The organism is Arthrobacter sp. S39 (assembly GCF_004320525.1).
GTDB lineage: Bacteria > Actinomycetota > Actinomycetes > Actinomycetales > Micrococcaceae > Arthrobacter.
Genome location: NZ_SIHX01000005.1, coordinates 240,121 through 263,244 on the forward strand (window position 1 = coordinate 240,121; position 23,124 = coordinate 263,244).

A 23,124-nucleotide genomic window follows, 5' to 3' on the forward strand; every position below is an offset into this window, starting at 1 on the left:
GCGTGGTGTGTTATTCATAATCCATGAGCCTCACCCCCGATAAGTCGCCCGCCAACCCTGACAGCGGTGGCGGCCTGGCGCGCGCCGGGGACCTGTTCCAGCTGCTGCGGGACGGCCAGGCGCGGACCCGCGCGGAACTGGCCCTGACAACCGGGCTGGCGCGTTCCACCGTCGCCGCCCGGATCGACGCCCTGATCGCGTCCGGCCTGGTGGGCGCAGCGGGGGAGGCTAACTCAAGTGGCGGCAGGCCGCCCTCGCGCTTTGCCTTCAACCCGGCCGCACGCGCCGTCCTTGCTGTGGACGTCGGGGCCACCCACGTGATTGTTGCCGTGACTGATCTCAGCGGACGGGTCCTGGCGGAGCAGCGGCTTGCCCAGGATGTGGCCGACGGCCCGGAGCCGGTGCTGGACAGTGTGGTGGAGGAGGGCCTCGCGCTGCTCGATCAGGCCGGCCGGGGGCCCCAGGATCTTGCCGGCGTGGGAATCGGCCTGCCCGGTCCGGTGGAACATGCCACCGGCAGGCCCGTGAAGCCCCCCATCATGCCGGGCTGGGACGGGTTTGACGTCGTCCGTTACGTACAGCGCGCCCTGCCGGTGCCGGTGCTGGTGGACAACGACGTCAACATCATGGCGCTGGGGGAGCGGACGGCACACTGGCCGGACCACCAGAATTTTCTGTTCATCAAGGTTGCCACCGGCATCGGCTCAGGGATCATCAGCAACGGGGAGCTGCAGCGCGGCGCCAACGGGACGGCGGGCGACCTCGGCCACGTCCGGGTTCCACGCGGCGATGACGTGCTGTGCCGCTGCGGGAACTACGGCTGCCTCGAAGCGCTCGCCTCCGGGCCGGCTATCGCCGCGGAACTAACGCGCCAGGGAGTGCCGGCCACGAAGGGCAGCGACGTGCTGCGGCTGGTGGCCGGCGGAAACGTGCAGGCTGTCCAGGCCCTCCGCCAGGCCGGACGGGACGTGGGCGATGTGCTGGCCACCGTGGTGAACCTGCTCAACCCGTCAGTCATCGTCATCGGCGGAAGCCTGGGCCAGGCAGGCGAACACCTGATGGCAGGTGTCCGTGAGGTCGTGTACCGGCGGTCCCTTCCGCTGGCCACCTCACACCTGCGGATAGCGCTGTCGGTGGCCGGTGACCAGGCCGCCATCCTCGGCGCCAGCCAGCTGGTCACCCAGTATGTGCTGTCCCCGGCAGCCATTGAGGCCACTCTCCAGGCCGCCGGCTAGTTCCTTAGGGGGTGGCAGGCACTTAAGGGGTGATCACCCGGACGGGCGCTCCGGCCAGCCATGCCCTGACGTCCTCGACCGCTCCGCCGTAGAACTGCCGGTAGCTTTCGGCCGTCACGTAGCCCAGGTGCGGGGACAGCACGGTGTTTGGCGCGGTCAGCAGAGGGTGGCCAGCGGGGAGCGGCTCATGGTCGAAGACGTCCAGGGCAGCCCCGCGGATCCACCCCTCGGCCAGTGCTCGGACCAGCGCGTCCTGGTCAACCAGCGGCCCACGGGCGGTGTTCACCAGGATGCCTTCGGGGCCAAGGAGCCGCAGCTCGGGTTCGCCCACTATTCCCTCGGAACGGGGAGACAGCCGCAGATGGAGGGTGGCGACGTCGGAATTCCTGAAAAGCTCCTCCTTGCTGACCTTCCGGACACCGGCCTCGGCGGCGGCCTCAGCGGTGAGGTTCTGGCTCCAGGCGAGCACCTCCATCCCAAAGGCCTGGCCGTAGGTGGCAATCCTGCGGCCGATCTTGCCGAGCCCCACAATGCCCAGGGTCTTGCCGGCGAGTTCAAATCCCACCGTGGTCTGCCACGTGCCTGCCCGCAGCGAGTTTTCCTCGGCGGGGATGTGGCGGGCGGCGGCAAGGAGCAGTGCCCAGGTCAATTCCGGTGCCGCGGCAGGGGACCCGGCCGTGCCGCAGACGGTGATGCCCAGTTCGGCGGCAGCACCGACGTCGATGGACGCGTTCGCCATGCCGGTGGTGACCAGCAGTTTCAGGGCGGGCAGCCTTTCCAGCACCGAACGCGGAAACGGAGTCCGCTCCCGCATGGCGATGACGATCCCGACGCCGGCGAGGGCAGCCACCAGGGCGTCTTCGCCGGTGAACGGTTCACGGAAGGCCGTGACGGAGACGCCGTCGTCCGCGAGCGCGGCCCAGTCGGCGAAGCCGTGGGCCACACCCTGGTAGTCGTCCAGGATGGCAAGCCGGTGCTGCATGTCTGTTACCTTCGTCCCATTCTTGGCGCGTTCCCCTCGGGGGCTAGGGCCTATCGTAGCTTTGGCGCTTCCGGCAGCGGTCGACCGGGGCGCGCGGCGTGATAGCAATGGAAGTGATGAAATCACTTTTAATGCCAACGGGCGCCCCATGAGCGGCCGGCTTTTGGCCAAGGTTCCGGGCGCGTGGATCCTGCTTGCCTGCATCGGCCTGCTCGCGCTCAACCTGCGTGGTCCGTTTGTGGCGGTGGCCCCCGTTGTCGACATCATGCAGGCTGACCTGGGATTCTCCCCGGTGGTGCTGGGGCTCCTGACCAGCATCCCGGTGCTCTGCTTCTCGCTGTCTGCGCCGCTGGCATCCATGGCTGCGCGCCGGCTCGGGGCGGAGTTCGCCGTCACGCTCACCATTCTTGGTGTTTTCGCCGGGGTGGTTGTCCGCTCGGCCGGTGGGCCTGCCCTGGTGGTGGCGGGCACGGTCCTGATCGGTCTCGCGATCACGGTGGGAAACATCGCCGTTCCGCTGATCATCCGGCGCGACTTTTCACCGCTGCGCCAGGGGACCGCCATGGGCGTGTACACCGCTGCGCTGAATATCGGTTCCTTCCTGACCTCCGTGGTCACCGCGCCGCTGGCCGAGCTGGCCGGCTGGCGGACGGCGCTCGCGGCCGTGGGAATCCTGGCCGTGGCGGCGATCGCCTTCTGGACCGCCGCCGTCGGGGTCCGCAGCGCCTTTGTGCCGACAAACGTGGAAGTGGCGGGCGGCCAGGAGCGGCCCGCAGTCAAGGGCTCCGGCTGGATCACCGCGGGGCTCACGGCCGGATTCGCAGGCCAGGCCTTCTCCTACTACGCCGTGACCGCCTGGCTTCCGAGTTACCTTAACGACGAACTGGGCATGTCCGCCTCGGCGGCCGGCGCCGGTTCGTCCATCTTCCAGATCCTCGCCATTGTGGGCGGCCTGGGCGTCCCGTTCGCTGCCAAATACTCCAGTACGACGGCGGTGGCGGTCACCCTGGGCGTGCTGTGGACGGCCGTGCCGGCCGGGCTGCTGCTGGCGCCGGGCCTGTGGTGGCTGTGGTCCGTGTGCGGCGGCATCGCCCAGGGCGGAGGGATCACGCTGATCTTCATCGCCATTATCAAGCTGGCCCGGGACCAGGCGTCCGCGGGACGGATGTCCGCCATCGTCCAGGGCGTGGGTTACTGCTTCGCGGCGGTGGCCCCGCCGCTGGTGGGATTTGTGCACGACACGTCGGATTCCTGGACCCCGGCGCTGCTGGTGGTCCTGGCATCAGTCCTGACGTTCTTCCTGAGCACAACCCTCGCCGTGCGGCTGGTACCGAAGGGCCGCTGAGGCGACGTCCCGCCGTCGTCGTCCGTTTTCTCCTGTCTGCCCCCACCCGCCGCCAATCTCCGGCGCGAACGTACAGTTGAGGCCCTGAAATCCTTCGATTTTGGGGCCTCAACTGTACGTTCGCGTCGTATGGAGGGTGTTCCGTCGCCGGGCCGGCCCCCGGATTTCGGGGTTCCTGTTGCGAAGGGTGTGCCTGCCCGGCGGACGGAAATCGGTTACGCCGCCGCGAGTTCCTCCTCGGTGGCCTTTTCGCGGGCCTCCGTCAGGTACCTGGCGTAGGCGGGGAGGGTCAGGAAGGACGGGAAGTCCTGGGCCAGGGTGACTTCTTCGAAGATGTCGCGGGCGTCGTCGAAGCGGTCGCCGTCAAAGCGTTCCAGGCGTGCGAATTCTTCGTCGAGGAGTTCCTCGATCCAGTGGTGGGTGATGATTTCGCCGTGGTCGGTGATGGCCCGGGCGTACATCCACTGCCAGATCTGGGAGCGGGAGATTTCGGCGGTGGCGGCGTCTTCCATGAGGTTGTGGATGGCGACGGCGCCGTTGCCGCGGAGCCAGGACTCGATGTAGCGGATCCCGACTTCGATGTTGTTCCGGATGCCCTGTTCGGTGATGGTCCCTTCCGTGGCGGCCACGTTGATCAGTGCCCGGTCATCCGGCGTGACGTCCTCGCGGAGCTTCTCGAGCTGGTTGGGGCGGTCGCCGAGGATGGTGTCGAACACCTCGCGGCATACCGGCACGAGGTCCGGGTGGGCCACCCAGGAGCCGTCGAAGCCGTCGTTGGCTTCACGGGTCTTGTCCGCACGGACTTTCTCGAAGGCGTTGGTGTTGGCAGCCTCGTCCTTGCGGTTGGGCACGGCTGCGGCCATCCCGCCGATGGCCATGGCGCCGCGCTTGTGGCAGGCACGGACCAGCTGTTCGGTGTAGGCGCGCATGAACGGCTGCGTCATGGTCACCTGGGCGCGGTCCGGCAGGACGAACCGGGGCCCGCGGGTGCGGAAGTTCTTGATCAGGGAGAAGATGTAGTCCCAGCGGCCGGCGTTCAGGCCCGAAGCGTGATCGCGCAGCTCGTAGAGGATCTCCTCCATTTCGAAGGCCGCGGTGATGGTTTCGATCAGCACGGTGGCTCGGATGGTGCCCTGCGGGATGCCGAGCAGGTCCTGGGCGAGGATGAAGATGTCGTTCCAGAGCCGGGCTTCGCGGTGGTTTTCGATCTTGGGCAGGTAGAAGTACGGGCCTTTGCCCTGGGCCAGGAGGCGGCGGGCGTTGTGGAAGAAGAACAGGCCGAAGTCCACGATGCCGCCGGCCACGGGGGTCCCGTCGATGAGCATGTGCTTCTCGGGCAGGTGCCAGCCGCGGGGGCGGACCACGATGGTGGGCAGTTCCGCGGCTGGGCGGAGCCGGTATTCCTTGCCCTCTTCGGTGGTGAAGTCGATCCGGCGCTCCAGCGCATCGGTCAGGTTCAGCTGGCCTTTGATCACGTTCCGCCATGTCGGGGTGGAGGAGTCCTCCATGTCCGCGAGCCAGACCTTCGCGCCGGAGTTCAGGGCGTTGATGGTCATTTTCTTGTCCACCGGCCCGGTGATCTCCACCCGCCGGTCCTCCAGGCCCGGCGCCGGGGGAGCGACCCGCCACGACGGGTCATTGCGGATGTCCTCGGTCTCCCGCAGGAACCGCGGATCCTGGCCGCCGGCAATGTCAGCCCGCCGGGTCCGGCGTGCCTGCAGCAGCTCCTGCCGCCGCTCGGCGGTGGCCCGGTGCAGTTTGGCCACGAACTCCAAAGCATCCGGAGTCAGAACCTCGTTCTGCCGGCAAATAGGCTGCGCGGTCAACGTAATGCCATTGATAGTGAAGTTGTCAGTGAAGCTGTTCATCTCAGTCTCCTTAAAGACGAAAGGGAAGTTCGACGGCGGCTGCCGGGCATTAGGTGAGATACGCACGAGGCCGAAAGGAGCCGGTAACGCGGCAGCCTGCGTAAAAGGGGCCCTGTGCCCGCCCCCGACCGAGTTCTACGAGGTCATGGGGCGGGCATGGGGAATAGCAGGCAGAGCGATGCCGGTCCGAAGGCCGGACGCAAGCGCCGCCGTCGGAAGTTGCTAGTGGAACTGGCCTTCTTCGGTGGATCCCACCAGGGCCAGCGTGGATGCGTTCGGGTTGAGCGCAGTTGCGATGTCGTCGAAGTAGCCGGTGCCGACTTCGCGCTGGTGCTTGGTCGCGGTGTAGCCGCGGGACTCGGAGGCGAATTCCTTTTCCTGGAGCTCGACGTAGGCACTCATGCCTTCACGGGCGTAGCCGTGGGCGAGGTCGAACATCGAGTAGTTCAGGGCGTGGAAGCCGGCCAGGGTGATGAACTGGAACGTGAAGCCCATGGCGCCCAGTTCACGCTGGAACTTCGCGATCGTGGCGTCGTCCAGGTGCTTGCGCCAGTTGAACGACGGCGAGCAGTTGTAGGAGAGCATCTGGTCCGGGAAGTCGGCCTTGACCGCCTCGGCGAACTTGCGGGCCAGTTCGAGGTCCGGAGTGCCCGTTTCCATCCAGATGAGGTCGGAGTACGGGGCGTAGGCCTTGGCGCGGGCGATGCAGGGTTCGATGCCGTTGCGGACCTTGTAGAAGCCTTCCGGGGTGCGTTCGCCGGTGACGAATTCCTGGTCGCGGGGATCGACGTCGGAGGTGATCAGGGTGGCTGCCTCGGCGTCGGTACGGGCGATGACCACCGAGGGGGTGCCGGCGACGTCGGCGGCCAGGCGGGCAGCGTTCAAGGTTCGAACGTGCTGCTGGGTGGGGATCAGGACCTTGCCGCCGAGGTGGCCGCACTTCTTCTCCGAGGCGAGCTGGTCTTCCCAGTGCACGCCCGAGGCGCCGGCCTGGATCATGGATTTCATGAGTTCGTAGGCGTTCAGCGGGCCGCCGAAGCCGGCCTCGGCGTCGGCGACGATCGGGACCATCCAGTCCTCAACAGTCTGGATGCCTTCGGAGAACTCGATCTGGTCGGCCCGGAGCAGCGCGTTGTTGATGCGGCGCACCACGGTGGGGACCGAGTTGGCCGGGTACAGCGACTGGTCCGGGTACGTGTGGCCGGAATTGTTGGCATCGGCTGCAACCTGCCAGCCCGAAAGGTAGATGGCGCGAAGGCCGGCCTTGACCTGCTGCACGGCCTGGTTGCCGGTCAGCGCGCCCAATGCGTTGGTGTATCCGCCGGTCTTGTGCTCCTCCGTCAGCTGCTTCCACAGCTTCTCCGAGCCGCGGCGGGCCAGGGTGTGCTCTTCGGAGACACGGCCGCGGAGCCGGACGACATCCGAGGCCTTGTAGTCACGGGTCACACCTTCCCAGCGGGGATTGGCGGCCCACTCGAGCTCCAGGGCGGCGGCCTGCTCTTCGGGCGTCTGCTGGGTGGGCTCAAATGCTGCAGTCATCGTTGTCTCCTTGATTGAGCTCCGGGGTGGTAATCCGCCGGCCGGGGCTGCTTCCTTGCAGTCCCGGCCGGCTACCCCGGTGCGGTGTTTCTTTCCGTGATCACTACTTTTCAGCACTTCCAAATACTTCTCTAGAGCAAAACCATGGAAAGAAACGCACTTCTTCGCGTATCCTCAAGAAATGCCCCCTTCAAGCTGGAACCGCAAAGCCGCCGCACCGCCGTCGTCCGCCGCCGCCCCGGAACTGGACGTCATCAGCCTGGGCCGCCGGGTCCGCCACCTGCGCAAGGCGGCCGGCATGACGCTCGATGACCTGAGTGCCGCCGTCGGGACCGCGCCCAGCCAGCTGAGCCTGATCGAGAACGGCAAGCGCGAGCCCAAACTGGGGCTGCTGCAGCAGCTCGCCGCGTCGCTCAACGTGGGCATTGACCAGCTGCTGGGCGCGGAGCCGCCCAACCGGAGGGCTGCGCTGGAAATCGAGCTGGAACGGTACCAGCGGAGCCCCATCTACGAATCCCTGAACCTGCCGAAAATCCGCATCAGCTCGCGGCTCCCCATGGATGTGCTTGAGTCCATGGTGGGACTGCAGCATGAGCTGGAGCGCAAGCTGAACGAGCAGATCGCGACGCCGGAGGAGGCCCGCCGCGCCAACGGTGAACTGCGTGCCATGATGCGGGAGCGGAACAACTACTTCCCCGAGTATGAGGCGGAGGCCCAGAAGGTACTGACGAGCGTGGGGCACACCACCGGCCCGCTGTCCCAGCACGTCATCGCCGACATCGCTGCCCACCTCGGATTCAGCCTCCACCACGTGGGCGACCTGCCGCATTCAACGCGGTCGGTGACCGATCTTAAGAACCACAGAATTTATCTCACGCAGAACCAGCGGACGGACCACGACCCCCGTTCCGTGCTCCTGCAGGCGTTGGGGCACTACGTCCTGGGCCACCAGACGCCCAAGAATTACGGCGATTTCCTGATGCAGCGCGTGGCCACGAACTATTTCGCGGCTGCCCTGATGCTGCCGGAGAAGGCCACCGTGGAGTTCCTGCAGCACGCCAAGCAGGCCAAGGAAATCGCGGTGGAGGACATCCGGGACGCGTTCGCGGTCTCCTACGAAACCGCCGCGCACCGCTTCACGAACCTCGCCACCGAGCACCTGGACATCCGGACCCACTTCCAGAAGACCCACCAGAGCGGGATCATCTACAAGGCCTACGAGAACGACGGCGTGACGTTCCCGCAGGACCATACCGGCGCCATCGAGGGCCAACCGTCGTGCAAACAGTGGACCTCCCGGGTGGTGTTCGACGTCGCCGACAAGTTCCGTGCGTACAACCAGTACACCGACACCCCGGCCGGGACCTACTGGTGCACTGCGCGGACCGAACGCTCAGCCAACGGTGAGTTTTCGCTCTCGGTCGGCGTCCCGTACGCGCACGTGAAGTGGTTCCGCGGGCGGGACACCACGGAGCGGTCAAAGTCCACGTGCCCGGACGAAAACTGCTGCAAGCGGCCGCCGGCGGAGCTGGCTTCGGAGTGGGCCGGCAACGCGTGGCCGTCTGCGCGGGCCCATTCGCACCTGCTGGCCGCCATGCCGCCCGGGGCGTTTCCCGGCGTCGACGAAACCGAGGTCTACAGCTTCCTGCAGGCGCATTCGGGGAGTTGACCCCGGACGCTCGTTACCTAACGCAGGTTTTTGACCGACGCTCTATCACTCTCCCAAGGAAAGTGAGAAAGCGTTCGCGCATTTCTTGCGTTAAGTGAGCGAGCGTTTCCGTCACCCATGGAGTTCGCGGTAGGCGGCTGCGGCGGCCGGGTGCAGCGGCAGCCCGGCCGTGTTGATCAGCGATTCCGGGCTCAGGAACTGCACCCCCAGACTGGAACGTGGAATCAGTTCGTCGGCGTGCCCCACCAGCAATTCGACGGTCCTCTTCACTGTCCGCCCGTCCAGGTCGTTCCGGCACAGGAGGAGATTCGCCACGCCCACGGTCCAGACTGCCGGAACGCCCTCGTAGCTGCCGGCGGGGATGAGCACGCGGTCGTAGTAGGGGCCGTACCGGCTCCGGATCGACGGAATCAACGACGAAAGGTCGAGGAATACCAGCGCGGCTGCCTTGTTGCTGTCGGCAATTGCCGCTGTGGGGACACCTCCGGACCAGAACAGGGCATCCACTGACCCGTCCTGCAGCGCGGCGAGGCCATCGTTGAGCCCGAGGTTCAGCACGGTGACTGTCTTCTCCGTGGCCGGGGCAGGTGCCGCGCCAACAGCCGCCGAGCTGAGCCCGGCCGCCTCAATCAGGCGCGGGGTGGTCAGCGACGTTCCCGAACCGGCCTCGCCCACAGCGACTGTCCGGCCGGCCAGCCCGGCGAGATCCCTGATGCCGCTGTCCTTCCGCACAACGCAGTGGACATAGTTCTCGTAGACCCGTCCGAGGGCCTTGATTCCGTTGGCCGAGATGCTGTCTGCCCCGATCTTTTGGGCCGCAGCATCGGCCAGCGCGACGGCGAAGGTCGCCTGTCCGGTCAGCAGCTGTCCCAGGTTGTCCAGGCTGCCCCCGGTTGTCAGTGCCGTCGCCTGGTCCGCCACGCCATGACGCTGGAGGGACGACGCCAGCAAGGTGGCGAACTCAAGATAGAACCCGCCGGGCTCACCCCCGGCCACGGTCACCGTGCCGGGACGGTCGCCGGGAGTGCAGGCGCTGACAGCCTGCAAGAACAGCCCCGCCAGTCCGGCGGCCAGTCCTGCCTTGAGCGCGGTCCGCCGCGGCGGAAGGCCTCCGGACAGGCCGGTCATGCCGGTAAGCCCAGTCATGCCGGGGCTTCCTCTCCCGGGTGGACCACGGCATGTGGAAACTCGATGCGCGCGATCAAGCCGTGCGGCGAGGCTTCCGTAAGCAGCAGTCGGCCCCCGTTGGCTGCGGCAAGTTTGTCCACAATGGTCATGCCCAGGCCGTTGCCGCGGATCTCCCGGTGCTCCGGGGAGCGCCAGAAACGGGCTGTGGCAGCAGCCCGTCCTTCGGCGGAAAGTCCGGGACCGTCGTCGGAAATCACGACGGCGACCGCCTCCTTGCGTACGCGGACCGCCACTGTGATGCCGGCGCCGGCCGCGTATTTGACGGCGTTGTTGATCAGCTCGCCCACCATCTGGGCCAGCTCGGCGGCGTTGCAGGCGATGTGCACCGCAGGGTCCGGCGGGCCCGCCAGCACGATCGAGGACCCGCTACGCCGCGCCGCAGGGCCGGCGCGTTCGGTTTCCTCCTGCAGGACCGGGTAGGGATCAATGACGGCAGCGAGTCCGTGCGTAGGGGTCCCCGGCGGGCTCCCGGCCGAGTCTTCGAACGCCCGGTGCTCGGCCGCCGCCAGCCGCAGCACTCCGTCAAGGATCTCTTCCACACGTTCGAGTTCCGCGAGAACCCCACCCGCCGCCTTCCGTTCCCGGGCTGTCTGGAGTTCCAGCTGCAGCAAATCGATCCTCAACCGCAGGGCCCCGACAGGATTGCGTAACTGATGGGACGTGTCGGCAATCAGCTGGCGCTGGGAGTCGATGCTCTCGCTGACCGTCCGGGCCATCCTGGTGAAGGAACGGCTCAGTTCGCGCAGCTCCGGCGGGCCGGCCTCCGGAAGGTTGCCGGCCTTGCCCGTTGCCTCGAGCTCCGTTACTGCCGAATTCAGCCGGTGCACGGGACGGAGCACCCATCCCGTCACGCGGGCGGCACCGACGAGGAGCACCGCAGCAAGGACGGCCGCCGCCACTGCGACCAGGAGCCAGCGCTCCCGCAGTTTCTGCCGCGCCGCGTCGGAATTTACCTCCAGCACAGCCTCGCCCAGGACCTGGCTGGCGCTGCCGAACGACCGCTCGATCACCTCAGAACCCGTTCCGAACGGCTGCAGCGGAGCGAGCGTTGTGTCGCTGAGGTTGAGGTTAGCCCTGGCTACCGCGTCCCTCACATCGGGCCTGTCCTCGCTCAGGCCGCCCGAGCGCAGCGTGCCCGTCTGGAGGCGGACCAGGACCCCCTCCCCGTACAGTTCCGAATATCTGTCCATCTCGGTCTGCAGTTGCGTGGCATCGCCTCCGTCCGTCGCGGCGTCGAACGCCACTTGCGCGAGGCGGTTGAGCGAAGCGGCCCGGTTGATCTGGAGTTCCTGGGTGAGCTCCCGGCTGGCCGAGGTCAGGATCGCGGTGGAGGCGAAGACGACGATGAGGACGGACAGGACGCTCAAGACGCCGAGGACACGCAGCCTCATGCAGGATCGGCCTCGATCCGGTAGCCCACGCCGCGGACGTTGATGATGAAGCCCGGCATCTGGAGTTTCGCCCTGAGGCCCGTCAGGTGCACGTCAAGGGAGCGGGAGGAGGCAAGGAACGCGTCGCCCCACAGCGCGTCCAGGATCTGCTCCCGGGTGACCACCGAACCGGCATGGCTCGCCAGGAGGGCCAGCAGGTCGAATTCGGTGGCGGTCAGAGGCAGGACTTTGGGGCCGATGGCGGCCACGCGCCGTTCGAGGTCCACTTCGAGTCCGCCCAGCACGATGTTCCGCGGCCTGTTGTCCTTGGCGCGGCCTGCCCGCCGGGTGACGGCTTCGATGCGGGCGAGCAGCTCAACGAGTTTCACCGGCTTGACGAGGTAGTCGTCGGCGCCGGACCGTAGCCCAAGCACCACGCTGCGTTCGTCGTCGCGCGCTGTGAGGATCAGGATCGGGACCGGTGTGACCTGGCGAAGCTTCCGCAGGACGTCGAGGCCGTCCATATCGGGGAGCCCCAGGTCCAACAGAATGACCTCAAAGCGCCGGTGTTCCAGGAGCGCGTCGGCCCCGCGGGCAACCCGGAAGGCTGTGTGTCCGGCGGAAACGACTGCCGCGTCGAGGGCGGACGCCATGGCGTCGTCGTCCTCGACGATGAGCACATCCATGGCCTTTTCCTGTTCCGTTTGAGCGGTGTTTCTTTCCCCATCCCGCCTTTGGAGATTACCCCGTCCGCCGGTTTTCCGCCCTGCACCGGTCCCTGCGCCGGGCCCTGCATGGGAAAGACCTCGGGTGCGGGGCGCCGGCCGGAGCAAAACCTAAGGAAGTGTTAGGACTTCCCCCTTCGCGTTGGTTGTGCGGTGGATCACGAATAGCTTGGATGGGTCCCCGGCTTTCCGGGGACCGTCAATGTCGAGGAGGAACCATGGGCAACGTAGCCGTGGACAGCAAGGAAGTATGCCGGGGACCCGTGGCGACCCCGGCCAGGAAGGTTCAGCGATGAGCACCCAGGAAACCGAAGTCCAGAGCGAGTCAGCACAGACCCGCCGGGCCGTGAGCAACATCCTCAAGGGCTCGGCCGGCAACCTCGTGGAGTGGTACGACCTCTACGTCTACACAGTCTTCGCCGCCTACTTCCAGGCGCACTTCTTCAACTCCAAGGACGAGCTGCAGGCCGGCCTTGAGGCGATGGCCGTCTTCTCGACGTCGTTCCTGATGCGCCCCATCGGCGCCTGGTTCTTCGGCCGGTACGCGGACCGCAAGGGCCGCAAGGCCGCGCTGACCCTTAGTGTGACGCTGATGTCCGCAGGCTCCTTTGCCATCGCGATCCTGCCCACCACCCAGCAGGTCGGCGTCTGGGCTTTGGTGCTGCTGATCCTTATCCGCCTGGTCCAGGGCTTCTCCGTGGGCGGCGAATACGGCACCAGCGCCACGTACATGTCCGAGGCCGCCACGTCCAAGCGCCGCGGCTTCTTCTCCAGCTTCCAGTACGTCACCCTGATCGGCGGCCAGATGATGGCCCTGCTGGTGCTGGTGATCCTGCAGAACTTCATGCCCAAGAGCGACCTGACCGAGTGGGGCTGGCGTATCCCGTTCGCCATCGGCGGCGTCGCGGCGCTGGTGGTCCTGTGGCTGCGGCGTTCGATGGAGGAAACCGTCTCCGACGAGCAGGTCCGTGCCGCCAAGGCGCCGCTGGCTCCCGGCGAAGCCCAGCCGGGCACCATGAAGCTGCTGTTCACGCACTACTGGAAGCCCCTGCTGATCTGCATCGGCGTTACGCTGGGCGGCACGGTGGCGTTCTACACGTACACCAACTTCATCCTGAAGTTCATGAACGATACCTCCGGCATCGCCAAGACCGACACCTCGGTCATCAACTTCTGGGCACTGTTCATCTTTATGCTGCTCCAGCCCGTCTACGGCATCATCTCGGACAAGGTCGGCCGCAAGCCGTTGCTCCTGTGGTTCGGCATCACCGGCGTCCTGTTCACCTGGCCGCTGCTGTCCACGCTCTCCAACACCAAGGATCCCTTCACCGCGTTCCTGCTGATGATGGGCGGCCTCCTGGTCGTTGGCGGCTACACCTCCATCAACGCCCTGGTGAAGGCTGAGCTGTTCCCCGCCTCCATCCGCGCCCTCGGTGTGGGTCTTGGCTACGCGGTGGCCAACTCGCTCTTTGGCGGCACGGTGCCGCTGATCGGCGCCGCGTTCCAGAAGGCCGAGCGCGTGGACCTGTTCTTCACCTACGTCACCGTCGCCATCGCCATCTCGCTGGTGGTCTACATCTTCGCGCTGCGGAACAAGAAGGCCACCCACCTCGACCGCGAGCAGGGCGACGCCTGGAACCGGCCGGCCAAGGACGACGACAAGGACAAGGACCTCGTGGACGCCTAGCGTCCAGCGGCAGAGGCACCCAGGGAGTACGACGGCGGGTGCCCGGCAATGCGGTTCCGTCCGGGACCGTGCCGGGCACCCGCCGTCGTACCCGCCCACGACGCTCTCGCAGATCCTGCAGGAAAAACCCGGATGCTCTCTCACTCTCCTCAAGAAAGTGATAGAGCGTGCCGGGTTTTCCTGCATTAAATGAGAGAGCGTCCTGGTGGGGGAGGGGCCCGGTGGCGACCGGCAACCCATACAACCGCGCCGGTCCGGCGAGACCAAAATGAGTGCAAAGCGTGACCGTACAGGCATCGTGTGCCGCCGCCGTCGCTGTTTCACTGGGAGCAGGCGGATTCCCGCCCTGGTGTGCCGGGGGAGGCAACAGAGTGTTTCGTTTTCAGCGGGCGATGGCGTTGGGTGCGGTGATGGGACTGGCGGCGTGTGCCGCCCCGGCGCCGCCTGGGTTGCTCACGGCCGACGGCGTCGAACGGGTTTCGGTGGACCGCACGGCCTTCCCGGACGAGATGGCCACGTTCCGGGACTCCGCCCTGAGGCTGGGCGACGCCCTCCTCGCCAGCGGAGACGGGAACGTCATCGCGTCGCCGGGCAGCCTGCTGATTGCCCTGGCCATGTTGCGGGCCGGCGCCTCGGGGGAGGCCGCCGCAGAAATGGATGCCGTACTGGGGCTTCCGGACGCGGACCGGGACGAGGCCATGAACGCACTGCTCGCGTCCCTGGAAGAGTACGACGGCGACCCCGGCTCAGTGGACGAGGACAACCCGCCTGCCAAACCGCTGGTCCACACTGCCAACGGACTGTTTGTGGATAAGAACGTCCCTGCCGGCCCGGGCTACCTGGACACCCTGGCGGCGAATTACGGCACCGGCGTGTATCCAGTGGACTTCCGTGACGAGGCTGTCACCAAACCGGCGATCGATGCGTGGGTCAACAAAAACACCGGCGGCCGGATCGAGAAAGCGCCGGCGCCCTACGACCCAGACAACACTTTCAGCCTGCTCAACGCCGTCTATTTCGCCGCCGCCTGGGACGTTCCGTTCGACGCCAACGACACGTCGGATGAGCCGTTCACCACGGCAGGCGCCGGAACGGTTGATGTGCCGATGATGCACGGCCTGCAGGAGATGGCCTACGCCGAGGGCCCGGGCTGGCAGGCCGTGGACCTGCCCTACGGTGAGGGCTTCGTGATGCGGCTGGTGCTCCCGGCTGGAGATTCCGACGGCGGTGCTGCCGCCCTCACAGCGGACCGGCTGGCGGAGGTGGCGCGTGCCCTCGACGCCGCTGGCACTGAGGACATTGACCTTGCGTTGCCCACCTGGGATCACAAGAGCCACTTTGATGTGCGGGCCATTCTTGAGCAGCTGGGGCTGGCGAGGACGTTGACCACCACCAGCGACTTTGACGCGATCCAGCCGGGACTGATGATCACCCAGGCCGCACAGGACGCCAACATCACCGTGGCGGAGAAGGGGACGGTGGCCGCAGCCGTGACCCAGATCAACGGCATGGCGACGAGCGTCCAGCCACAGCCGGCGCGGTCCATCAGCTTCGACCGGCCGTTCCAGTACCAGATCGTGCACGTCGGGACGGGCCTGCCGCTGTTTATGGGGAAGGTCGCCGACCCGCGGTAGGCGCCGCCCGGCCGCATGAAGTTAGGAGCCGGAGCCTAGCGCGCCGTCGTGCGGAAACTGCGGCGGCGTACCAGGGCACCGTAGCCGGCGAAGAGGCGCGGCAACACCAGGTAGACCGCCACCGGGACCACCACGAGCGTCAGAACCAACGCGCGGAGTACCGGGTGCCAGCCCTCTGTAAGGGGCGCCACGCCGATCATGCCGACGGCGACCAGCGGGAAGATGGCCAGCCAGGTGATGACGGCCCGGACGTGGATGGACGGGGCAGGCGGCCCCTGAACAGGGACCGGGGCGGGAGCCGGAGCCTGAACCGGGGCATCGGACGCGGGAGCAGTCGTAAGGGGGTCGAGCGTGCTGTTCATGGCTAACTCCAACTGTTTAGTTGCTTTTGATAAAACGAGACTAATGCGGGCTCTGCAAAAGTGCAACTACTTAGTTGGAAACGGGTAGAATCGTGGCATGGCCTGGAACACTGACCGCACCAAAGCCCTGCTGCTGACTGCCGCCACCGAGGAGTTCAGCGACAAAGGCCTTGCCGGTGCCCGGGTGGACCGCATTGCCGCGGCGGCCGGCGTGAACAAGGAACGCATCTACCAGTACTTCGGCAAGAAGGACGACCTCTTCGACGCCGTGCTGGCCGCGGAACTGGTCCGGGTGATGTCCGAGGTCCCCATCGAGGGGCATGGCGCTGCGGACGTCGGAGAATACGCCGGCAGGCTTTTTGACCGTCACACGAAAGACGGTGCCCTGGCCCGGCTCCTGTTCTGGGAAGGCCTGGAGCGGGGGAGGAACACCGTGGACCGGGCCACGCGTGCGGACCACTGCGCCGCAAAAGTGGAGCAGATGCTGACAGTCCTGCCCGGTATCGGCCGCACGGACGCAGCCGACCTGGTTCTCACCATCGTGACCCTGTGTGACGGCTGGACGGTGCTGCCCCAGATCGAAGCACTTTTGGCGGGGTCCGCCCCGGACCGTCTGGACCGCCGTCGGGCTTTCATCGTGCGGACCGCCACACTCGTGGCCGAGGACTTGCTGGAAGCGGCCCGGGCGGAAGACTCGCCGCTGGAAGACTCAAAACGCTAGCGCGGACCGCCCTGCCAGAGCGCGTCGAACGGAGCTCCTGAGGCCACCCGGTTGCGGATCCCCGCCGTGACAAAGTCCTTGGCCGCCCGGGCCGCTTCCAACGGAGTGGAGCCCTTGGCAAGTTCCGCCGTTACGGCCGCAGCGAGCGAGCAGCCGGCGCCCGACACCGCCACCTCGCCCACCTTGGGGGCGCTGAGGACTTCGAGCGTCTCGCCGTCGTAGTAAACGTCGACGGCGTCCGGACCTTCCAGCCGTACACCGCCCTTGGCCAGGACCGCGGCGCCGCTGAGCTCATGGATACGGACGGCCGCGGCCTTCAGTGACTCGACGTCGGTGATCGCCAGGCCGGACAGCGACTCCGCCTCGAACTGGTTGGGCGTGACGAAAGTTGCCAGCGGCAGGATCTGCGACTTCAGGGCCTGGTCGGTGTCCAGGGCATGGCCCGGCTCCTGGCCTTTGCAGATCAGCACGGGGTCCAACACCACGTTGCGGAACCGGCCGTTTTTCAGTGCCGCCGCCACCGTGCCGATAGTGGCGGGGCTGCCGAGCATGCCGATCTTCACGGTGTCCAGGACGGGCCGCTCCGGCACTGACGCTTCGTCCGCAGGTACGCCCGACGCCGGACCGTACGCCGCCGTCGTGGCCTCCAACTGGTCCGCGATCACCTGCTGGTCCACCGGCACAAAACGGTGGTTCCAGCTGTCGTTCGGGTCGAAGGAGACGATGCATGTCAGGTTGGCGATGCCAAACACGCCCAGTTCCTGGAACGTCTTCAGGTCGGCCTGCGCGCCGGCACCGCCCGTTGCTTCGGAGCCCGCGATCGTCAGGACAACGGCGGGAGCGGCAGCGGGGGACTGGACATCAGCTGAAACGGGAGTCATGGCACTATCCTGCCATCCGGCCTCGGCCGCCCGCTTTGTGTTCCTGAACAGCGGAACCCACCGGGCAGCGGTCAGGTCCACAACACGTGGGAGAATTTGCGGTGACAGTGCTAATACAGCCGGCGTCCCGCGAAAGTGCCCTTCAGGCAGCGGAAGGCCGAGCGAACCACTACGAACGGACACTCCCATGCCTTCCCCCTCAGGCCCTGATTCCCTGCCCCTGACCCATGCCGGAACGGCGCCGAAATTCGCCTCCATCGGTTCGCCCTACTTCGGCATCATGCTCGCGTTTATGGCCGTGGTGCTGATCCTCTCCAACATCGGCGCATCCAAGGGCGTGGCGATCGGCCCCATCATCACCGACGGCGGCTTCTTCCTCTTCCCGCTGGCGTACATCCTGGGCGACGTCATCAGCGAGGTCTACGGGTTCAAAGTGGCGCGCAAGGCCATTTTCACCACCTTCGCGCTGTCTGTCTTCGCCTCAATCTGTTACTGGGTGATCATCGCGCTGCCCGGCTTCGACGACGAGTTCGGCACATCCAAGCAGGCAGCACTGGAAGGCGCGCTGGGCCCGGTTCCGCAGATCGTCCTCGCCTCCCTGCTGGCGTTCCTGGCCGGCCAGACCATCAACTCCTGGATCCTGGTGAAGATGAAGGCCCGTTCCGGGGAGAAGTCCCTGTGGGCGCGGCTGATGGGGTCCTCAGGTGCCGGCGAATTCGTGGACACGCTGATCTTCTGCAGCATAGCTGCGTCCGTCATCGGCATCACGGACTTCGGCACGTTCCTGAACTACGTGGTGGTGGGCTTTGTGTACAAGACGCTCGTGGAGTTCCTGTTTGTGCCGGTGACGTCCCTGGTGATCGGCTGGATCAAGAAGCGCGAGCCGAGCTACGGCGTCGTATAGCGGACGCCGTTTCGACGGTTCCCTGCGCACACGATGTTCGATGTCGTCGAGTGGGCAGGGAACCCTCTAAATGGAGCCCACCTCTACGCGGCCGATTGCTTCTTCAGTGCCTGGAGGACGGTCATCTTGAACTCCTGCTCGCGGAAAAGGTGTTTCCACTCGACCCGGATGAATGTCCAGCCAAGGGCCATCAACGCCTTTTCGCGCTGCCGTTCGGCGAAGATGGCCTCATCAGTAGGCTGGAAGTCGAAGTACTTCACCCTGCCGTCGAATTCCAGGGCCACTTTCTTGTCCCGCCAAGCGAAGTCGAGCCGGTGCTGGCCTTCTACGGACCAGATGACCACTTGGAGCTCAGGGGACTCGATGCAGAGCCGGTGGAGCAGTTCGCGGGAGAGCGTTTCGCCGGGAGATTCAGATCGGGAATCGCTGTCTTCGATGGCCCGGCGAAGCGCCACGACTCCGTTTCTTCCAGTCAAGGCAGAGCACATCTTCCGGAGTTTCTCCACATCCGCACCCCTCCGCAGGGCATGGTCCATCAAAACCAAGGACTGCCTGTAGCTCAGCATCAGGCAGCAATCCACCACCGTCCGCTCCAGCGAAGTGCAGGGTAGGCCGTCCACGAAAGTGACGTCCCCAGCATCCAAAACGCGGGTGTGAGCCACGACGTCCTTGCCGTGGGATATCCGCGATGGACAGGTCTGCTGTGTGACGTGAACCAGATCGTCCACGTCCCAGAGGAACAGGCCATGGAGCCGGGCACCCGAGGTGTGGCTGTAGACAAAGCCACCGGCCGACGTCGTCAGCGTTCCATGGGCATGGGCGGCGATCAGTTGCCGGCTGCGCACCCATGGCTTTTGCCTCGCCCAGATAGTGCCTCGGATGTAGCAGCCGCGTCTGAGCCGGACCAAGGCTCCGGAGCGTACCGAAGCGGCTATGGCGCGGGAATTCAGGCCGGCTTCCAGAAGCTCCTCGGTTCGCCACAGGTCCACTCCAACCGGAAGACCGCGGCGCGATGCATTTGACATAGGTTCAGCCTTTGCGAGGTGCGTCGCCGCGACAAGACAGAGGTGTAGCTATGTGGACAATCCCGTTTCGACGGTTCCCTGCGCACTAGAGGGTTCCAAACATCGAGTGCGCAGGGAACCGTCGAAACGGCGCGAAGGACGCGGTCCGGCGGGTCAGGAGTAGTACTGCGCCAGGGTCTCGGCCTTGAACTCGAAGAACCTGCCGGACTCGATGGCAAGCCTGGCGTCGTCCACCATCTTCACCACAAAGCGTTCGTTGTGGATGGAGATCAGCGTGGCCGAGAGCATCTCCTTGGCCTTGAACAGGTGGTGGATGTACGCCCGCGAGTAGTTGGCGCAGGCATAGCAGTCACAGCCGTCCTGCAGCGGCCCGAAGTCGCGCTTGTACTTGGCACCGGAGAGGTTGTACCGGCCGGTGGGGGTGTAGAACGCGGAGTTGCGGGCCACCCGGGTGGGGGAGACGCAGTCGAAGGTATCCGCGCCGTTCTCAATGGCAGTGAAGATATCGTCCGGTTCCGAGATGCCCAGCAGGTGCCGCGGCTTGTCCTCCGGCAGCTCCTCGTTGCACCAGCGCACGATGGTCCCGAGGTTCTCCTTCTCCAGCGCCCCGCCGATGCCGTAGCCGTCGAAATCCATGGCTCCCAGGTCCCGGCAGGCCTTCCGGCGCAGGTCTTCATACTGCGCACCCTGGATCACGCCGAACAGGGCCTGGTACGGCTTGCCAACCCGGGAAGCGGTGAGCCGGAAATGCTCGTCCAGGCACCGCAGGGCCCAGAGCCTGGTCCGCTCCAGCGACTCCTCCTGGTAGCCGCGGGAGTTCTGCAGCGTGGTCAGCTCGTCGAAGGCGAACATGATGTCCGAGCCGATCTGGTGCTGGACCTGCATCGAAATTTCGGGGGAGAACCGGTGCCGGTCCCCATTCAGGTGAGATTTGAACCAGACACCGTCGTCGTCGATGTGGGCCAGCCGCTCCTTGCCGGGGGCGACGGCGTCGTCCGGCCCGGAGGTGTCCACCGATTTCATGTCGATGACCTTCTTGAACCCCGAGCCCAGGCTCATCACCTGGAACCCGCCTGAGTCCGTGAACGTGGGCCCGGACCAGTTCATAAAAGCCCCCAGCCCGCCGGCTTCGTCCAGGATGTCGGCGCCCGGCTGCAGGTACAGGTGGTAAGCGTTGGCCAGGAGCGCCTGCGCACCGAGGTCCGCCATGGATTCGGGCAGCACGGACTTCACGGTGGCTTTGGTTCCGACGGCGATGAAGGCCGGCGTCCGGATCTCGCCGTGCGGGGTGGTGATGGTGCCGGTCCGGCCGAGGAATTCGCCGCCGTTGTCCAGGACCTGCGCGGCCGACGGCGGGCAGCTGTCGGCGAGGCGGGTGCCAACCGTGAAGCCGAACTGCGACTGCTCGGCGGGCGTACCGGTGGCGGGCGCAGACAAAGGCAGGGCGGAGGCGGGGTTGGCTGGCACGGTACCAGTGTGCCAGCTGTCAGCCCGGATGCTTCAGTTCAGCGCCTCTGATGTGGGGTAGTTCTCAGCCCGCCAGCCGTCCCACAGCGCCCGGACGGACTCAAGCTTGGACGCACCCAGATCGTACGTGGAGATGATCACCAGCGATCCGCCGTCGGGCCTGATCTCCTCGCTGACGGGCTGGTCGGCCACAATCAGCAGCCCGTCGCCGTGTTCGGCGTAGCCGTGGACCGTGAGCCCCACCTGGTGGTTGCTGCGGAACCAGACCCTCCCGGCGATTTCCTCACCGGTGCCGAGCGTCAGCTCGTAGGTCTCGCCGGGTTTGGGCACGTTGGAGAGGCCGAGCTTCTCGATGGCGGAGCCATGCTTCCCGGGTACCTGGAAGGACGACGTATGCCGTTTGCCGTGCGGGTGCCGCTCCAACGCGAACCGGAGCTGCTGCAGGAAGGTCAGCCAGCCCTGGGTGATGTCCTCATCCCAGGCGGCCCACTCGGAATTGTGGTCCATCGCCGCACGCGTCACGCTGACCAGGGTCCCCGTTGGCACGGGTTTCAGATCGAAGATGTCCCCGCCATCGGTGGTCAGGCTGGTGTGGTCCGGGGCCTCGGCAACGTTGTCGCCAAAATAGATTTTGTCGATCTCGTCGGCCAGCTCATCGGTGTCCCAGCCGTGCCACTGGGCTACCTTGGACGGTTCGCGCAGCATGGTCCAGACCTGCGGCGCGTCGGCATTGATTACCACGCTCAGATTGTTCGTCATAGCCCGAATGTACAACTGACGGGCACGGCCGGGTAGGGGGAATTTTCCCCCGTCCCCAGGAAGGGCAGCCTCAGGCGCGGACGGCCTCGAGCTCGTTGCTGATCCGGCGCTGCAGCTCGCCCGCGCCGATGGTCTCCGAGCCCCCGTGTGCCCGCAAGAACAGCAGGGATTCGAGCCGCAGCAGCCGCCATTCGCGCTCGGCCTCGTGGTTGGAGTTATCGATCGAGCGGAAAATCTCTTTGTCGTAGAGGTTGGGCTCATTGAGTGAACGCTGGCGGACCTTGGCGTTCATCCGGGCCTTGAAAGGATCCGTCTCCTGGCTCTCCGGCGTGCGCAGCAGCTTCTCGTACACCTCCGCGCGGTCCACCTGGCCCTCCTGCCGGCAGATGTAGCTGGACAGCGCCAGCGACGCCTCCACCGATCCCCACCGGCCGGGGTTGCCGTCGTACGGCAGGACGTTGAGCAGGTCGGCCACGGCCAGCGAGCCTTCGGGGTCCTTGAGGGTGATGAACAGCTCGTGGGCGAGGTCGCTGAGGTCCTTCAGGCAGCTGCCGGATTTGACGTTGATTCCCTTGGCCAGCCTGTCGGCCAGCAGCATCACGCCCTCGGAGTCCGGGTGCGATTCGGCAGCGGCTTCCACCACGGCCTCCGGCGTTCCCTTCGGCGCGGGAATCAGCGCGAGCTCCTCCTCTGACGGGCCGCTCACCGCCGGCGGGATGGCGGGCAGGGGAGGTACGACGACGGCGGGAGCCTCCGCGGCTGCCTCCGCCGCTTCTGCGGCCTTCCCGGCGACGGGAAGCTGGGCGACGGCGTCGGGCGCGGTGTCCAGCACCTTGACCGACGAGCCGGCGGCGATGCGCACGGTGCCGCCGCCGGAGAGGCTGGCGAGGACGATCGCGGGGGTGCCGAAATCGTCGGACTCGACCTCCACATGCTGGATTTCGGCGGTGCGCTCGCCGTCGGGCAGCAGGAGTTCATCACCGGTGGTCAGGGATCCAGCCTGCTGTTCGCTGTAGTGCCGGGCGGCTGGGGTTTCGGTCATGGGAGTCCTTAAGTTCTCTTGCGGTCCGCCCTACAGTCTACAAAGGCGGGCGCCGGAAGTTGGGGACGCCGGGATATCCGAGAGGGTCAGAAGCCCACGCCGGCGAACGCGAGTGCCTGGCGGATCAGGGCGCCGCGACCCCCGCTGAATTCGAGCTGGACACCCGGGCTGAGCACTTCCTCGGGGGTCATCCAGGTCAGTTCCAGGGCGTCCTGGCGGGGCTCGCATTCACCGGTCACCGGGATGACGTAGGCCAGCGACACGGCGTGTTGGCGGTCGTCGGTGAAACCGGTCTGGGACGGGGCAGGGAAGTATTCGGCCACGGTGAAGGGCACGGGGCTGATGGGCAGCTGCGGGAAGGCCAGCGGGCCGAGGTCCTTCTCCATGTGGCGCAGGAGTGCCGCGCGGATGGTTTCGCGGTAGATCACGCGGCCCGAGACCAGCGAGCGGATCATGGTGCCGTCTTCGTCGGCCTGCAGCAGGGTGCCCACTTCGTTCACGAATCCCAAAGGATCCAGCCTGACCGGAACTGCCTCCACGTAAACCATGGGGAGCCTCCCGCGGGCCTCAAAGAGGTCCTCTTCGGAGAGCCAGCCGGGATTGGGGTCAGGTGTGCGAACGTTCATGGTTAAGTTCTACCCCATCGGAGCGCCGTGGACCGGCGAGGACCGGCGGGGAGTGAGCTCTCGGCGTAAAGCGTCGTCCGAAACGCCGAAACCTC

At 66.3% G+C, this 23,124-nt stretch carries 20 protein-coding genes; 7 read left to right on the plus strand and 13 right to left on the minus strand.

Annotated elements, in window-relative coordinates; genetic code table 11:
- The first annotated feature begins 23 nt into the window (after positions 1-23).
- Entirely contained in the window at positions 24-1,235 is a 1,212-nt protein-coding gene (locus EYS21_RS12380) for an ROK family transcriptional regulator (protein WP_131133501.1), read from the plus strand.
- A 22-nt stretch (positions 1,236-1,257) separates the two neighbouring features.
- Here EYS21_RS12380 and EYS21_RS12385 read toward each other — a convergent pair whose 3' ends face one another.
- On the minus strand, positions 1,258-2,217 hold the full coding sequence (locus tag EYS21_RS12385) for a D-2-hydroxyacid dehydrogenase family protein (RefSeq protein WP_131133502.1): 960 nt from the start codon (positions 2,215-2,217) through the stop codon (positions 1,258-1,260).
- Between the two features lie 148 nt (positions 2,218-2,365).
- Here EYS21_RS12385 and EYS21_RS12390 point away from each other — a divergent pair, with 148 nt between their 5' ends.
- On the plus strand, positions 2,366-3,562 hold the full coding sequence (locus EYS21_RS12390; protein ID WP_131133503.1) for an MFS transporter: 1,197 nt from the start codon (positions 2,366-2,368) through the stop codon (positions 3,560-3,562).
- 215 nt (positions 3,563-3,777) lie between these two features.
- On the opposite strand, the gene aceB is transcribed toward EYS21_RS12390, so the two are convergent.
- On the minus strand, positions 3,778-5,430 hold the full coding sequence (gene aceB, locus EYS21_RS12395) for a malate synthase A (protein ID WP_131133504.1): 1,653 nt from the start codon (positions 5,428-5,430) through the stop codon (positions 3,778-3,780).
- A gap of 222 nt (positions 5,431-5,652) precedes the next feature.
- Positions 5,653-6,969, minus strand: a complete 1,317-nt coding sequence (gene aceA, locus EYS21_RS12400; RefSeq protein WP_131133505.1) for an isocitrate lyase — start codon at positions 6,967-6,969, stop codon at positions 5,653-5,655.
- Between the two features lie 181 nt (positions 6,970-7,150).
- Between aceA and EYS21_RS12405 the strand changes: the two genes are divergently transcribed.
- The gene (locus EYS21_RS12405) at positions 7,151-8,638 is read left to right on the plus strand and encodes a helix-turn-helix transcriptional regulator (protein WP_131133506.1); all 1,488 of its coding nucleotides are present in this window, start codon (positions 7,151-7,153) and stop codon (positions 8,636-8,638) included.
- 111 nt (positions 8,639-8,749) lie between these two features.
- Here EYS21_RS12405 and EYS21_RS12410 read toward each other — a convergent pair whose 3' ends face one another.
- From EYS21_RS12410 to EYS21_RS12420, 3 genes are read right to left on the minus strand one after another with little or no spacing between them, the layout of a single operon-like run.
- A complete protein-coding gene (locus EYS21_RS12410) occupies positions 8,750-9,784 on the minus strand; it encodes a TAXI family TRAP transporter solute-binding subunit (RefSeq protein ID WP_131133507.1) in 1,035 nt (344 codons plus the stop codon).
- Entirely contained in the window at positions 9,781-11,217 is a 1,437-nt protein-coding gene (locus tag EYS21_RS12415; RefSeq protein WP_131133508.1) for a HAMP domain-containing sensor histidine kinase, read from the minus strand. The genes EYS21_RS12410 and EYS21_RS12415 overlap by 4 nt, the downstream gene beginning before the upstream one ends.
- A complete protein-coding gene (locus tag EYS21_RS12420; RefSeq protein WP_131133509.1) occupies positions 11,214-11,882 on the minus strand; it encodes a response regulator transcription factor in 669 nt (222 codons plus the stop codon). Before EYS21_RS12420 ends, EYS21_RS12415 begins: the two co-directional genes overlap by 4 nt.
- Positions 11,883-12,213: 331 nt before the next feature.
- Between EYS21_RS12420 and EYS21_RS12425 the strand changes: the two genes are divergently transcribed.
- Both EYS21_RS12425 and EYS21_RS12430 read left to right on the plus strand, forming a co-directional pair.
- Positions 12,214-13,608: an MFS transporter gene (locus EYS21_RS12425; protein ID WP_131133510.1), complete on the plus strand. Its 1,395-nt coding sequence runs from the start codon at positions 12,214-12,216 to the stop codon at positions 13,606-13,608.
- Positions 13,609-14,018: 410 nt separating this feature from the next.
- On the plus strand, positions 14,019-15,242 hold the full coding sequence (locus EYS21_RS12430; RefSeq protein WP_131133635.1) for a serpin family protein: 1,224 nt from the start codon (positions 14,019-14,021) through the stop codon (positions 15,240-15,242).
- A gap of 35 nt (positions 15,243-15,277) precedes the next feature.
- On the opposite strand, the gene EYS21_RS23740 is transcribed toward EYS21_RS12430, so the two are convergent.
- The gene (locus EYS21_RS23740) at positions 15,278-15,604 is read right to left on the minus strand and encodes a hypothetical protein (protein ID WP_131133511.1); all 327 of its coding nucleotides are present in this window, start codon (positions 15,602-15,604) and stop codon (positions 15,278-15,280) included.
- Between the two features lie 97 nt (positions 15,605-15,701).
- Here EYS21_RS23740 and EYS21_RS12440 point away from each other — a divergent pair, with 97 nt between their 5' ends.
- Positions 15,702-16,325 (plus strand): TetR family transcriptional regulator, encoded by a 624-nt coding sequence (locus EYS21_RS12440; RefSeq protein WP_131133512.1) that lies wholly within the window; start codon positions 15,702-15,704, stop codon positions 16,323-16,325.
- On the opposite strand, the gene EYS21_RS12445 is transcribed toward EYS21_RS12440, so the two are convergent.
- Positions 16,322-17,206, minus strand: coding sequence for a hydroxymethylpyrimidine/phosphomethylpyrimidine kinase (locus EYS21_RS12445; RefSeq protein ID WP_131133513.1), 885 nt, complete (start codon positions 17,204-17,206; stop codon positions 16,322-16,324). The genes EYS21_RS12440 and EYS21_RS12445 overlap by 4 nt on opposite strands.
- A gap of 187 nt (positions 17,207-17,393) precedes the next feature.
- Here EYS21_RS12445 and EYS21_RS12450 point away from each other — a divergent pair, with 187 nt between their 5' ends.
- Complete coding sequence (locus EYS21_RS12450; protein WP_131133514.1) at positions 17,394-18,110, plus strand: queuosine precursor transporter; 717 nt, start codon at positions 17,394-17,396, stop codon at positions 18,108-18,110.
- A gap of 83 nt (positions 18,111-18,193) precedes the next feature.
- On the opposite strand, the gene EYS21_RS12455 is transcribed toward EYS21_RS12450, so the two are convergent.
- The 5 genes from EYS21_RS12455 to EYS21_RS12475 form a co-directional block, all read right to left on the minus strand.
- Positions 18,194-19,135 (minus strand): type IV toxin-antitoxin system AbiEi family antitoxin domain-containing protein, encoded by a 942-nt coding sequence (locus tag EYS21_RS12455; RefSeq protein ID WP_131133515.1) that lies wholly within the window; start codon positions 19,133-19,135, stop codon positions 18,194-18,196.
- 153 nt (positions 19,136-19,288) lie between these two features.
- Positions 19,289-20,602 carry a tRNA guanosine(34) transglycosylase Tgt gene (tgt, locus tag EYS21_RS12460; RefSeq protein WP_131133516.1) on the minus strand — a complete coding sequence of 438 codons (1,314 nt, stop codon included), beginning with the start codon at positions 20,600-20,602 and terminating at the stop codon, positions 19,289-19,291.
- A 33-nt stretch (positions 20,603-20,635) separates the two neighbouring features.
- Positions 20,636-21,361 (minus strand): SRPBCC domain-containing protein, encoded by a 726-nt coding sequence (locus tag EYS21_RS12465; RefSeq protein ID WP_131133517.1) that lies wholly within the window; start codon positions 21,359-21,361, stop codon positions 20,636-20,638.
- Between the two features lie 70 nt (positions 21,362-21,431).
- Entirely contained in the window at positions 21,432-22,403 is a 972-nt protein-coding gene (locus tag EYS21_RS12470) for a DUF6707 family protein (protein ID WP_131133518.1), read from the minus strand.
- A gap of 86 nt (positions 22,404-22,489) precedes the next feature.
- Positions 22,490-23,029, minus strand: coding sequence for an NUDIX hydrolase family protein (locus tag EYS21_RS12475; RefSeq protein WP_131133519.1), 540 nt, complete (start codon positions 23,027-23,029; stop codon positions 22,490-22,492).
- Positions 23,030-23,124: the final 95 nt, after the last annotated feature.